Here is a 13,571-nt window from a genome sequence, read left to right as displayed (position 1 = left end):
CCCCTCTGAGGGGCGTAAAGGAGTAATTTTGATTACACATATTAGCCCGCTTGGCTCAATGGATCTGTTGTCTCAGCTTGAAGTTGACATGCTAAAACGCACTGCCAGCAGCGACCTTTACCGCCTGTTCCGTAATTGCTCTCTGGCAGTATTGAACTCAGGTAGCCAGACTGATAACAGCAAAGAGCTGCTATCTCGCTACGAAAGTTTTGATATCAATGTGTTACGCCGCGAGCGAGGCGTCAAGCTGGAGCTGGTCAATCCGCCAGAACATGCCTTTGTTGATGGACGAATTATCCGTTCACTACAGGCTAACCTATTTGCGGTTCTGCGAGATATCCTGTTCGTGAATGGTCAGATCGTCAGCGCCGGACGTTTCCAGCACCTTAATATGGAAAACTCCAGCCATTTGACCAATCTGGTATTTTCTATCCTGCGTAACGCCCGCGCACTACATATTGATGAAGATCCTAATATGGTGGTGTGCTGGGGTGGGCATTCTATTAATGAAATTGAATATCTGTATGCCCGCAAGGTCGGTAGCCAATTGGGCCTGCGTGAACTGAATATCTGTACTGGCTGCGGGCCAGGCGCGATGGAAGCGCCAATGAAAGGCGCGGCGGTAGGCCATGCGCAACAGCGCTACAGACAAGGTCGTTTCATCGGTATGACCGAGCCTTCGATTATTGCCGCTGAGCCGCCAAATCCTCTGGTTAACGAACTGGTAATCATGCCAGATATCGAAAAACGTCTGGAAGCCTTTGTACGCATAGCCCACGGCATTATCATTTTCCCCGGTGGCGTTGGTACCGCAGAAGAGTTGCTCTATCTGCTTGGGATTTTGATGAATCCTGAAAACAGCAATCAGGTTTTACCTTTGATTCTGACCGGGCCAAAAGAAAGTGCAGATTATTTCCGAGTATTGGACGATTTCATCGTTAATACATTGGGAGAGAAGGCGCGGACTTACTATCAGATTATTATCGACGATCCGGACGAAGTGGCTCGCCAAATGAAAAAAGCCATGCCACTGGTGAAAGAGAATCGTCGAAATACCGGCGATGCCTATAGCTTTAACTGGTCGATGCGCATTGAACCAGACCTGCAATTGCCATTTGAACCAACCCACGAGAATATGGCTGCACTGAATTTATACCCTGATCAACCGGCAGAAAAGCTGGCTGCAGCACTACGTCGGGCATTTTCAGGCATTGTGGCTGGGAATGTAAAAGAAATCGGCATTCACGCCATTGAGGCTTATGGGCCTTATAAATTACATGGCGACCCGCAGATGATGAAGCAAATGGATCATTTGCTACAAGGATTTATTGCTCAGCATCGAATGAAGTTACCGGGCAGCGCATATACGCCATGTTATGAAATATGCCCTTAAATGCGAGCGGCGACTACGCTCGCTCAATAAGGCTTAAGTGACAGTGAGGCGGCAAATTAGAATACTCCCCCGATACTTAGCCATTCTAAGTATCGGGGGGAGTAAAAGAGTCGATGCGATAACATGACGTATTGGACGTATTGGACGTATTGGACGTATCAATAATATCGATTTTATTTCCACCCACACAATTTCGACTATCAGGACTCTTGCATTCAGGTTATGGATATACACCTTCTTATCGTTGACGCACTCAATCTCATTCGCCGCATCCATGCTGTGCAAGGTTCCCCTTGTGTAAATGCCTGTACTCATGCGTTACAGCAGCTTATTGCGCACAGTCAGCCTACCCATGCGGTTGCCGTTTTTGATGAGGATGACCGTTCCGATAGCTGGCGCCACCATTGTTTGCCAGATTACAAAGCCGGGCGATCGCCAATGCCGGATAATTTACAGCAGGAAATGCCGCAGCTTAGACAAGCTTTTTCCGAACTAGGCGTCCCTTGCTGGCACTCTCCCGGCAATGAGGCCGATGATTTAGCCGCCACGCTAGCGGCTAAAATTGCTGGTGCTGGACATCAAGTTACCATCGTTTCTACCGATAAAGGTTACTGCCAGTTATTGGCACCAAACGTACAGATTAGGGATTACTTTCAGAAACGCTGGCTGGACTTGCCATTCGTCAAACAGGAGTTTGGCGTTGCCCCACATCAATTACCTGATTATTGGGGGCTGGCCGGTATCAGCAGCAGCAAAATTCCCGGCGTAGCAGGAATAGGCGCTAAAACGGCGGCGGTGTTATTGCAACAGGTCAACAGTCTGGAAACGTTGTATCAAAACCTTGAACAGGTTCCTGAAAAGTGGCGAAAAAAGCTGCAACAGCATCAGGACATGGCCTTTATCTGCAAACAGGTAGCAACACTTAAAACAGATTTACCGCTGAACGGTAACCTACAACAGCTGCGCTTAGGCAAAAGTTAAGGGATCCATTGGCCTAATGCTGGTCACTTAAAGTGACCAGCTGCCTTTTTATCCGGGTTGGCGAGATTACCGGCCTGCTCGGAGAAGTAACATTGATAATGCCGAGGGCTCGTGAAAGCTCCATTAAAAAAGGGTTCATGCAGAGACATGAACCCTTTTTACATCAACCAACAGAGCGGTCAACCGATCCTTAAACGATCGGCACTAGCCTATCGCCCCTTCTGATTTTACATATTAGCTATTCAATCTCTGGCATTAACCCGAAGGTTTTAAAGATTGGGGTTTAAACGTTTCATTTTGATTCCCGAACGCCCAATCATACATGTCTAGCTATGAGTTAAATCAAATAGTTAGCTTTGAAAATAACTAAATACGTTCATCTCTACGCCCTGGAACGCCAGCCCAGATACGACGAACATGCACGGTCACTTCTTCACGATCGTGATAAAGCTGTTTAGCCTGAATATGCGCATTAATACCGTTTTCTTTCAACTGTTCGTCCATCAGTGCCAGGTTTTGCAACACTTCTTCGTAGCGCTTTTTCATTGGCAATTTAAGATTGAAAATTGCTTCGCGACACCAGCCATTGACCAGCCAATCGGTAATAAGCTGCGTTACACGCGCTGGCTTTTCAACCATATCGCAAACCAGCCAATAGATATTGCTACGCGTTGGCTCGTATTTGAACCCATCCGCACGGTGATGAGTCACCTGCCCGGTATCCATCAGACTCTGCGCCATAGTGCCGTTATCCACCGCCTGCACCATCATGCTGCGTTGAACCAGTTGATAAGTCCAGCCACCCGGACAAGCGCCGAGATCCACCGCGTGCATGCCGCTTGCCAGTCGTTCTTCCCACTCATCCGCAGGAATAAATTCGTGGAAAGCCTCTTCCAGCTTGAGCGTCGAACGGCTTGGCGCATCCGAAGGGAATTTCAGGCGCGGAATCCCCATATACAGAGGAGAGTTGTTGTTACTGTAGGAATAACCAACATAACAGCAGCCAGAAGCGATAAAGAATACGTGAACCACCGGACGATGCGGATTTTCACGAGTCTGCAAAATTTTCTGTTCACGCATCGCGGCACGCAGCGGCACCGTCAGCTTGCGGCAGAATTTAAGCAATTCTTTACTCTCATTGGTATCCGGCACTTCAACTCGCAGTTCGCCAGCTTTTTCCACCACGCCGACCAACATCCCTACAATCGGAGACACTCGATCTTCCGGCGGTAGATCCTTCAGCAGTTCGCCAACAACCATCATTTGGCGAGCAAAAATCAGCTCCTTAAACGGCAACTCGCGAATCAGGCGATCCGCATCTTCATGCTGGTAACATTCGAATAAGACATAACCGCTATTATCTTTTACCCGAGCAAAACCAAAGACTTCGTGTTCTGCGGCCTTGGCGGTAATTTCTGCCGCACACTCTTTTTCAAAGCCTTGACGGCAATATAAAGCGATTTTATTCATGGCGTTCTGCCCTTTTCCGTAGACGCAGCGCGCCAATCAACATCAAAATCCATCCCGCCATAAAGCATACGCCGCCAATTGGCGTGACATATACCCAAAGTTTCAGGTGCGATAGAGCCAGGCAGTAGAGACTGCCACTAAATAACAAGGTGCCGAGGGCCAATAAAGCGCCGCTCCAGTAAAACCAAATACTAATCTGGCGCTGCATAGCAACGGCCAAAGCGAGAATAGCCAGAGTATGAAATCCCTGATATTCCAAACCGGTACGGATCCAGGCCATTTCATTTACGCCCAGACTTCCGCTTAATACATGTGCGCCAAAAGCACCAAAAGCGACATAGAAAAAACCGCTGATAGCGGCAAAGATCAGCATCAAACGACCACTCATCGTTATTTACCTTATTTTATAAATAGTTACTGTGGTGAAATTAGGTAATTTTGCGTTTTTTTACGATCAATTTTCGTAGCGGAATCGTAATTTCTCTTGTTCACTGGCAGCCCGAGCCAGAATCCACTGACGAAAGGCAGCTATTTTACCCAGTTCTGCCTGACTGTCATGACAAACCAGATAAAAAGCATTTTTACTTACCAGAACCTCATTGAACGGGCATACCAACCGCCCCGCTTCGATTTCGGTCTGAGCCATCACATTATTCACCAAAGCAATACCCTGACCGTGAACCGCAGCCTGAACCACCATGGCACTGTGACTAAAAATCGGCCCTTGCTGCACATTAATTTGCGGAACACCCAACTGACGGGTATAAGCCAACCAATCGCGGCGGGAAGTATCATGCAACAAAGTATGATTAGCCAGATCTGCCGGAACTTTCAACGGATGTTCACCCATTAACAGGCTAGGAGCACAAACTGGCAGCAGAAACTCGGCGTACAATCTTTCGGTGCGCAGCCCTGTCCAGTTGCCGCGACCGTAGAAAATAGCCACATCTACATCATCTGCCAATTTATCTTCTTCACGGTCAACCGCTTGGATTCTGACGTCAATCCCCGGATAAGCTGAGTTAAAGCTAGATAAACGTGGAACCAACCATTGAATAGCAAAACTCGGCGGCAAACTGACCGTTAATGCCCCCTTGGCACTACGGGCCTGTAATTTGCGCGTAGCTTCGTTAATCGAAGTGAAAATTTCTTTAATATCCAGGTAGTAACTTTGCCCCTCTTCCGTCAGCAGTAAGGAACGGTTACGTCGACGGAAAAGCTTCAGGCCCAGAAAGTCTTCCAGAGATTTAATCTGGTGGCTAACGGCAGCCTGAGTGACAAATAATTCATCCGCCGCCTTAGTAAAACTGAGGTGGCGCGCGGCCGCATCAAACACGCGGAGAGCATTAAGGGGTGGCAATCGTTTTGACATGAATTGGATACTTTTTTATAACGGCTCATCCGTGGATGAAACCCTTTGTTTACTTATTAGTTTTTGTAATGCGAGCCATTATAAATTGTCCGTTGATGATGCGCCAGCAAATACCTATAGTGGCGGCACTTCCCGAGCCGGAACGAAAAGTAGGTTTGGTATCCAGGTACTGAATTACTTTTGGCTTTGTGGTTGTGATGTTGTGTTTGCAAATGGTCTGGTATGCCAGACATAGTAGCTAAGCTACTGTTTTTTCACTTCCTGTACATTTACCCTGTCTGTCCATAGTGATTTTATGCAGCACCGCCCCATAAAGCGGTGCTTTTTTTTATCTTAAATTTGAGCTTCACTGCGCGTTGCACGTCAGAAAAGCTTAAACTTAATCAGGTAGTCAGGCTAAAATCCGCCGGATTATTTCCCTTCCGCCATTTCTTTTACTTCGGAACGGTTAATTTGCTGTTCTGTGCCGTTGGCATCAATGTAACTGATCATACCGGTATCATTATCGACTTTAGGTTTACCATCAGCGACGATGGTGCGACCATCGTTGGTATGCATGACATAGTTGCTAGAGCAGGCTGCGAGAGTAAAAGTAAGCATTAAAGCGGAAAGTACGGCAGCTGTCTTATTCATAGAACACTCCTTGCAGATTAAAACACTGAAAAAAATAATTTAGATTATTAAATTAATTATTCACCAGACACTATTCAGCATAACAAACTTATTACATATTTCCATGAATCTGGGTAATTAGCGGGCTAATTACCCGTTAAACACCGAAAAATAAGAATGATCTTAGCTTTTCAGAGGATATGAGAACGGTATGAAGTCTTTTAACCCCGCAGCTTTTCGCGCAGAATTTCCGGCTATTAATAGTTCGGGGATTTACCTGGATAGCGCCGCTACCGCGCTGAAACCCCAAGGGGTGATTGACGCCACTCAACAATTTTATGCACAAGATGCGGCCACGGTACATCGCAGTCAGCATCATGCCGCTCGTTCCCTGACCTTGCGTTTTGAACAAGCTCGTCAGCAAGTTGCTGATTTTATTAACGCCCCTACGGCAGAAAATATTGTCTGGACCAAAGGCACTACCGAAGCGATTAATCTGATCGCGCAAAGCTACGCTCGCCCTCGCCTCCAACCCGGAGATGAAATTCTGGTGAGCGAAGCTGAACATCATGCCAACCTGATTCCCTGGCTATTGGTTGCAGAGCAAACTGGCGCAACCTTGGTAAAACTACCGCTGGGCAGCGACTTTCTCCCTGATTTTCAGCAGCTACCCGCGTTATTAAACGGGAAAACCCGCATTTTAGCGCTGGGACAAATGTCTAATGTCACCGGCGGCATGCCTGATTTGGCTTTGGCTATCAATCTGGCACACAGCAAAAACTGCGTAGTGGTCGTTGATGGCGCTCAAGGTGTGGTGCACAGCCCGGCGGATGTTCAAGCATTTGATATTGATTTTTATGCTTTTTCTGCCCATAAACTCTATGGCCCGACGGGAATTGGCGCATTATATGCCAAAGCAGAACTGCTGGACGAAATGCCCCCTTGGCAGGGTGGCGGTAAAATGCTGACTCAGGCTTCCTTCGCCGGTTTTACTCCACAGGACGCTCCTTACCGTTTCGAAGCAGGAACCCCCAATATCGCTGGCGTTATCGGCCTGTCCGCCGCACTTAGCTGGCTTGAAAATATTGATATTGAAGCGGCGGAAGAATACAGCAGCAATTTGGCTACGCTAGCGGAAGAGAAACTGAGCAAACTGGACGGATTTCGCAGTTATCGTTGCTCTAACTCCAGCTTGCTGGCTTTTAACTTTGACGGAGTACACCACAGCGATTTGGTCACATTGCTGGCAGAGCAAGGTATCGCTCTGCGCGCCGGCCAGCATTGTGCTCAGCCGCTAATGAGTGCGTTGGGTATCAGCGGTAGCCTGCGAGCCTCATTCGCTCCCTACAATACCCGTGAAGAAGTAGAAAGCCTCTGTTCAGCGATAACTTTCGCGCTAACATTATTGCAGGATTAATGAATACCTCAGGAAAAGCTGAGCCTCACTGAACATGAAAGAGAAGAAAATGATCGCCCCACACCCATTTGGCCAAGAAATTACCCGCGACGACCTTATCGAGAAATTCAGAACGCTGAAACAGTGGGAAGATCGCTATCGCCAGCTAATTTTGCTGGCTAAGCAGTTACCGCCGATGGATGAATCGTTGAAACAAACTGAATTCGAACTGTCCGGCTGTGAAAACCGAGTCTGGCTTGGCCACGAACTTTTGGCAAATGGCCGACTGCATTTTTATGGGGACAGCGAAGGCCGAATCGTTCGAGGTTTACTGGCGGTATTACTGACCAATGTGGAAGGGAAAACGCCACAACAAATTTTAGATCAAGATCCGTTAGATTTATTTGATCGACTGGATCTGCGCCAACAGCTAAGTAGTTCCCGCGCCAGCGGTCTACAGGCACTGGCGCTGGGAGTTAAAACGATTGCAGCTCGCTATCAGGATCCGATTTAGACCACCTGATTTTGTCGCGCCGCTTTTGCCAGCATTTTTTTCAGCGCGTGAGAGACCGCAACAAAACCGAAGGTGGCGGTGACCATAGTCACGGAACCGAATCCTGAGGCGCAGTCCATCCTTTTAGGGCCTTCCGCCGTGCTGCGGGAGGCACAGACGGAACCATCAGGCTGCGGATAAACCAGCGGCTCAGTGGAAAAAACGCAATCAATCCCGAGTTTACCTTTGCTGTTTTTCACTACGTTATAATCGCTTTTCAGCCTTTCACGCAGTTTAGCTGCCAATGGATCCTGAATCGTCTTGGCTAAATCAACAACGTCAATACGAGTTGGATCTATCTGACCGCCAGCACCACCTGTTGCGATAACCGGAATTTTATAGCGGCGGCAATAGGCCAGCAATGCCGCTTTAGGACGAATACTGTCAATTGCATCAATAACATAGCTAAAGTTACGATCCAGCATCTCAGCCACGTTGTCCGGCGTAATAAAGTCATCAATGCAGGTAACCTGACATTCAGGGTTAATCGCCCGAATACGCTCAGCCATAACCTCTGTTTTAGACTGCCCCACATTTTGTCGCAGCGCGTGTACCTGTCTGTTGGTATTGGTGACGCACACATCATCCATATCAATCAGAGTAATGGCACCGATACCGGTGCGGGCTAAGGCTTCTGCCGCCCATGAGCCCACTCCGCCAATACCAATCACGCAAACGTGAGCCTGCGAAAATACCGCCAGCGCCTGCTGACCATAAAGACGGGCTATGCCACCAAATCGCTGTTGATAAGCTTCAGAATACAGTGTGCTCATAACCTTATTTGTACCTTATAGAGAAATAACCTAAAACCAGTCTTACGAATGCAAAAGCGGCCAATTGGCCGCTTGAGAAGCTGTGACTGTAAACAGAGTCACGCCATTAGTCGCCTAGTTATTCACTAAAAGCGAAGAGCTGGAAGGCGTGTTGGCTTTATCACCTTTATAAGCGGTAAACATTGGGCCACCGCTTTGAGCATTTTTCAGTACCCATACACGACCATAGTGATTATAGAAACCAGCAGCCTGACCGGCCTCATGACCAATACCCTGATAAATATCGAAATGCTGACCTTTGATTGCGCCACCGACGTCCAGCGCAACCATCAGGCGCATTTGATATTGTCCGGTAAATTTGCCCTGTTCGTCCAGCAGTGGCACTTCGGCCAGCAACGTTGTTCCCGCAGGAATTAATGAACGATCCGATGCCACAGAAGCTTTCGCAATTAATGGAACCGCGCTCGCACCTTTTACCGGGGCGTACATTTCCGGTTTAAAGAACACAAATGACGGGTTCTGCTCTAATAACTCTCTGACTTCTGCTTCACTGTGCGTTTCAGCCCATTTACGAATAGCTTGCATCGACATATCGGCCTTAGCGACTTCACCACGGTCAATCAGCACTTTCCCGATACTGCGGTAAGCATGGCCATTTTTGCCTGCATAACCAAAGAAGGTCAGGGGTCGCCCATCACCAAAATCTACGTAACCGCTGCCCTGTACTTCCATCATAAAGTTATCCATCAACGAATTGGTGTATGCGATAACTAAATTGCGATCATCCAACGCACCGGCGTAGATTCCGGCGCGATCGGGCAGACGGCCTTTGCCTTTTTTAGATGGCATACGGTATAGAGGATGACGGAATTCTCCCTGCGGCGTATAGCGAGCTTGTAAAACTGGAGTGTAATAGCCGGTAAACTGGACGTTTCCAAAATTATCCACCCCTTCCATTTGATAAGCGTTCAAACCAAACAGGCTGAGTTTGCTGGTATCCGCGCCCGCCAGCATCCAGTTTTGGACTGCTTCAAAAGTATTACTGTGGCGGTTGTAAAGATTAGGTGAAGCCTGATTAATCACTTTCACCTGATCTGAATAATCTTTTGCGTTGACCGGCTTACCCGTGGCGCTGGGTTCATTGACCAGTTCCAGAGAATGGCTCAATCGACCATCCTTATATTGTTGACCACGATCGGTTGGCCGTGACTGACAACCAGCCAATACCGCAATCATTAATCCGCTCAGTAGGTATTTGCCCCAACGTCCTTTCATTACACGCCTTCTTATTACACATTTTATCTTCCGGCTGAACGATAACAAACGCCTATGGATAAAGGAATCAGTAGCCACAAAAAATCATAGTCTGGCTCATATTGCCCATAACGTAGAAAAACAAACCACATAGTTCACAAATTAGTCAATCGATTATCTTTATGCAGTTTAAATGCCAAAAGCACTTGCAAGAAATGTGATCCAGAGTATAGTGCGCTGAATCGGACGCGGGGTGGAGCAGCCTGGTAGCTCGTCGGGCTCATAACCCGAAGGTCGTCGGTTCAAATCCGGCCCCCGCAACCAACAACTTGATAGTCAGTAGAAAATAAGCATTAAGACGGACGCGGGGTGGAGCAGCCTGGTAGCTCGTCGGGCTCATAACCCGAAGGTCGTCGGTTCAAATCCGGCCCCCGCAACCAACCGATACTGAGTACCAGCAGTATCAAATGTCGTCCGATGGTGTTGAAATAATAGTAAAATAAGTTGTTAGACGGACGCGGGGTGGAGCAGCCTGGTAGCTCGTCGGGCTCATAACCCGAAGGTCGTCGGTTCAAATCCGGCCCCCGCAACCAATTCTTAATGACAGTTTTCTCACTCAAAACACCCTCAAGGGTGTTTTTTTGTTTCTGGCTTCCGGAAACTACCCTATCCCGGCTGACTCACCCAATAAATTTCCTTACTCCATTCCCAATCAGCCAATCCTTTGACCGGTAAATTCAATAACGCCTTAATACCATTACCAGCGCCATTACACCCGAGCAACTGCCCCACCGTTAGCAAAGTAAGCTTTGATTCCGGCAAATACAGATTCAGCAATTTGTTGTTGGAAATGACTGGTGCGTAATTTACGTTCTTCTTCTACGTTACTGATAAAAGCGGTTTCTACCAGAATCGAAGGGATATCCGGCGCTTTTAATACGGCAAATCCAGCTTGATCGACTCGGTTCTTATGCAGTTTATTAATTTTACCTAACCGATGTAACACTTCTTTACCAAATTTTAGGCTGTCGTTAATCGTTGCGGTCTGTAGCAGGTCAATCATGGTGTGATCCAGATAGCGATCGCCGCTTTTACTGACGCCGCCGATCAGGTCAGCCTCGTTCTGGGTTTGCGCTAGGAATTTCGCCGCCGTACTGGTTGCACCTTTGGTGGATAACGCAAATACCGACGAACCGCGAGCAGCTCTATTGGTAAAAGCATCTGCATGAATCGAAATAAACAGATCGGCGCGCTGCTTACGGGCTTTTGCCACCCTGACTTTCAGCGGGATAAACACATCTTCATTTCGCGTCATAAATACCCGCATATTCGGCTCACGCTGAATCAGCGCGCGGAGGCGACGGGCAATTTGCAGTACAATGTCTTTTTCGCGAGTTTTGTTTTTTCCTATTGCGCCGGGGTCTTCGCCACCGTGCCCTGGATCCAGCATAATCACAATCGGACGATCGCGTCCTGCCTTACCAGCCCGAGCCGATTCTGCCGGCAAGGTTCGCTCCACGTTGCCTTTGTTGTAATCCTCAAGCAGCGCCAGCAAAGGATCGTCTTCCTCGGAAACGCCTCCCTTAGCGGGATAAAGATCAACAACCAGACGGTTACGGAATTTGGAAACGGGCTTCAGGGTAAACAACTGCGGGCTAATACTTTGCTTGAGTTCCAATACCAGACGCACGGTATTTTTATCAAATTGTCCAACGCGAGCCTGCTTTAAGTAAGGATCGCCAGACTGGATTTGCTCACCAATCTCTTTCAGTACGCTATTGAGATGAACACCTTCGATATCCACCACAATTCTGTCGGGATTTGTTAAAGCAAATTGGCGATATTTAAGTGGCGTATTCGATTCCAACGTCACACGGGTATAGGTTGAGGAAGGCCATACCCGAACGGCAACTACCTGAGATGCGGCGGCAAATCCAACCTGACTAACGCTGAGTAACCAGGTTGCAGCTACGCCTTGCAGTAAACGGCGACGCGCGGGATTATGATCTGAATTTGCCATGGAACTCCAAAGTAACTACCAATAAACGATGAAAAAACAACCAAAAAAGATAATGATGGCAAAACTTTAGCGAATCACTCCCCCTCTGTCATCAGAAAACATTTTTATGTTATTCAATTTATTACTCTCTCATAGCCATACACATGCATCTAATAGCAATTTCTTACTTGCCTTCACGACCATAAAAGAATAAAAATACAAAAATACCGAATAAAAATTCAAAGAGGGTCTGCCGTGAAGGAACGTAGTACTGAACTGGTCCAAGGGTTTCGCCACTCAGTTCCCTATATTAATGCGCACCGTGGCAAGACGTTTGTCGTCATGCTCGGCGGGGAAGCGATCGAACATGAAAACTTCGCCAATATCGTCAATGATATAGGGCTATTGCACAGCCTGGGGATTCGCCTTGTGGTGGTTTATGGTGCTCGCCCACAAATCGACAGTAATCTCGCTCAGCATAACTATGAACCTATTTATCATAAGCATACTCGGGTAACTGACTCTCGAACCCTGGAATTGGTTAAGCAGGCCGCAGGATTACTTCAGTTGGATATCACCGCTCGTTTATCCATGAGCCTCAACAACACACCATTGCAAGGTGCCCATATCAACGTTGTCAGCGGTAACTTTATTATCGCGCAGCCGCTCGGCGTGGATGATGGCGTTGATTATTGCCACAGTGGCCGTATTCGCCGTATAGATGAAGAAGCGATTCATCGTCAATTGGACAGCGGTGCTATCGTTCTGATGGGGCCAGTAGCCGTTTCAGTCACCGGAGAGAGCTTTAATCTGACCTCTGAAGAAGTGGCGACGCAGCTTGCGATTAAGCTAAAAGCGGAAAAGATGATCGGTTTCTGCTCGTCCCAAGGGGTAACGGATAGAGAAGGGAATATTATTTCCGAGTTGTTCCCCAACGATGCCCAGAAACGCATTGAAGAACTGGAGCAATCAGGCGACTACAACTCCGGCACGGTACGTTTCCTGCGCGGGGCATTAAAAGCCTGTCGCAGCGGCGTTCGTCGCAGCCATTTACTGAGTTATCAGGAAGATGGAGCGCTCGTGCAAGAACTGTTCTCCCGCGATGGTATCGGTACCCAAATCGTAATGGAAAGTGCAGAGCAGGTAAGACGGGCAACTATTAACGATATTGGCGGCATACTGGAGCTTATTCGCCCATTGGAACAACAAGGTATTTTAGTGCGCCGCTCCCGTGAGCAATTAGAAATGGAAATTGATAAATTTACTATCATCGAGCGTGATAATTTGACCATCGCCTGCGCGGCTCTCTATCCATTCCCAGAAGAACAAATTGGCGAAATGGCCTGCGTAGCGGTTCATCCCGATTATCGTAGTTCGTCCCGCGGTGAAATGCTGTTAAAGCGGGTAGCCAATCAGGCACGCCAAATGGGACTGAAAAAGCTGTTTGTATTAACCACTCGCAGCATTCACTGGTTTCAGGAGCGCGGTTTTACTCCCGCAGAAGTGGAAGTTTTGCCCGTGGAGAAGCAGGAACTGTACAATTATCAACGGCGTTCAAAGATCTTGCTGGCGGATTTATAGACCATTGATATAAATAGCTCGTTGATATAAATAAATTTGAATTTAAGAATTTAAAAAGCGCAGCTCGTAACCGGTAAAACTAATAATCGATAATAAAAATTATTAGTAGGGGTCGAGCTGTAACTTTTATTTATAGGCAGCGTTTATGTATAGATAGATGTAAATGCTGAGGCGTCGAAACGATAGA

At 47.6% G+C, this 13,571-nt stretch carries 12 protein-coding genes and 3 tRNA genes; 8 read left to right on the top strand and 7 right to left on the bottom strand.

Annotated elements, in window-relative coordinates:
• Positions 1-28 precede the first annotated feature (28 nt).
• Positions 29-1,393 carry a nucleotide 5'-monophosphate nucleosidase PpnN gene (gene ppnN, locus AD970_RS13325; protein WP_049599892.1) on the top strand — a complete coding sequence of 455 codons (1,365 nt, stop codon included), beginning with the start codon at positions 29-31 and terminating at the stop codon, positions 1,391-1,393.
• Positions 1,394-1,615: 222 nt separating this feature from the next.
• A complete protein-coding gene (xni, locus tag AD970_RS13320) occupies positions 1,616-2,374 on the top strand; it encodes a flap endonuclease Xni (RefSeq protein ID WP_049599889.1) in 759 nt (252 codons plus the stop codon).
• Positions 2,375-2,740: 366 nt separating this feature from the next.
• Here xni and rlmM read toward each other — a convergent pair whose 3' ends face one another.
• The 4 genes from rlmM to AD970_RS13300 form a co-directional block, all read right to left on the bottom strand.
• Positions 2,741-3,844, bottom strand: a complete 1,104-nt coding sequence (rlmM, locus tag AD970_RS13315; protein WP_049599886.1) for a 23S rRNA (cytidine(2498)-2'-O)-methyltransferase RlmM — start codon at positions 3,842-3,844, stop codon at positions 2,741-2,743.
• Complete coding sequence (locus tag AD970_RS13310) at positions 3,837-4,232, bottom strand: DUF423 domain-containing protein (RefSeq protein ID WP_157045528.1); 396 nt, start codon at positions 4,230-4,232, stop codon at positions 3,837-3,839. Before AD970_RS13310 ends, rlmM begins: the two co-directional genes overlap by 8 nt.
• A gap of 66 nt (positions 4,233-4,298) precedes the next feature.
• Positions 4,299-5,216 (bottom strand): transcriptional regulator GcvA, encoded by a 918-nt coding sequence (locus AD970_RS13305; RefSeq protein ID WP_049599883.1) that lies wholly within the window; start codon positions 5,214-5,216, stop codon positions 4,299-4,301.
• Between the two features lie 411 nt (positions 5,217-5,627).
• Complete coding sequence (locus tag AD970_RS13300) at positions 5,628-5,849, bottom strand: YgdI/YgdR family lipoprotein (RefSeq protein ID WP_049599880.1); 222 nt, start codon at positions 5,847-5,849, stop codon at positions 5,628-5,630.
• Between the two features lie 190 nt (positions 5,850-6,039).
• Here AD970_RS13300 and csdA point away from each other — a divergent pair, with 190 nt between their 5' ends.
• Positions 6,040-7,245: a cysteine desulfurase CsdA gene (gene csdA / locus AD970_RS13295; protein WP_049599876.1), complete on the top strand. Its 1,206-nt coding sequence runs from the start codon at positions 6,040-6,042 to the stop codon at positions 7,243-7,245.
• 49 nt (positions 7,246-7,294) lie between these two features.
• Positions 7,295-7,738 carry a cysteine desulfurase sulfur acceptor subunit CsdE gene (gene csdE / locus AD970_RS13290; protein WP_049599873.1) on the top strand — a complete coding sequence of 148 codons (444 nt, stop codon included), beginning with the start codon at positions 7,295-7,297 and terminating at the stop codon, positions 7,736-7,738.
• Here csdE and tcdA read toward each other — a convergent pair.
• Together tcdA and mltA are read right to left on the bottom strand one after the other, a co-directional pair.
• The gene (gene tcdA / locus AD970_RS13285) at positions 7,735-8,550 is read right to left on the bottom strand and encodes a tRNA cyclic N6-threonylcarbamoyladenosine(37) synthase TcdA (RefSeq protein ID WP_049599870.1); all 816 of its coding nucleotides are present in this window, start codon (positions 8,548-8,550) and stop codon (positions 7,735-7,737) included. The genes csdE and tcdA overlap by 4 nt on opposite strands.
• A 114-nt stretch (positions 8,551-8,664) precedes the next feature.
• Positions 8,665-9,825, bottom strand: coding sequence for a murein transglycosylase A (mltA, locus tag AD970_RS13280; RefSeq protein ID WP_049599868.1), 1,161 nt, complete (start codon positions 9,823-9,825; stop codon positions 8,665-8,667).
• Between the two features lie 226 nt (positions 9,826-10,051).
• Here mltA and AD970_RS13275 point away from each other — a divergent pair.
• The 3 genes from AD970_RS13275 (at position 10,052) to AD970_RS13265 (ending at position 10,397) form a co-directional block, all read left to right on the top strand.
• Positions 10,052-10,128, top strand: a tRNA-Met gene (locus AD970_RS13275).
• 39 nt (positions 10,129-10,167) lie between these two features.
• Positions 10,168-10,244: transfer RNA gene (locus AD970_RS13270), tRNA-Met, on the top strand.
• Between the two features lie 76 nt (positions 10,245-10,320).
• A tRNA-Met gene (locus AD970_RS13265) sits at positions 10,321-10,397 on the top strand.
• 176 nt (positions 10,398-10,573) lie between these two features.
• Here the strand turns inward: AD970_RS13265 and amiC are convergent.
• On the bottom strand, positions 10,574-11,824 hold the full coding sequence (gene amiC, locus AD970_RS13260) for an N-acetylmuramoyl-L-alanine amidase AmiC (protein ID WP_049599865.1): 1,251 nt from the start codon (positions 11,822-11,824) through the stop codon (positions 10,574-10,576).
• A gap of 234 nt (positions 11,825-12,058) precedes the next feature.
• On the opposite strand from amiC, the gene argA reads away from it, so the two are divergent.
• Complete coding sequence (gene argA, locus AD970_RS13255) at positions 12,059-13,384, top strand: amino-acid N-acetyltransferase (RefSeq protein ID WP_049599862.1); 1,326 nt, start codon at positions 12,059-12,061, stop codon at positions 13,382-13,384.
• Positions 13,385-13,571 lie beyond the last annotated feature (187 nt).

Source organism: Yersinia nurmii (assembly GCF_001112925.1).
GTDB classification, from domain to species: Bacteria; Pseudomonadota; Gammaproteobacteria; order Enterobacterales; family Enterobacteriaceae; genus Yersinia; species Yersinia nurmii.
This window is presented reverse-complemented; position numbering and strand designations above follow the sequence as displayed.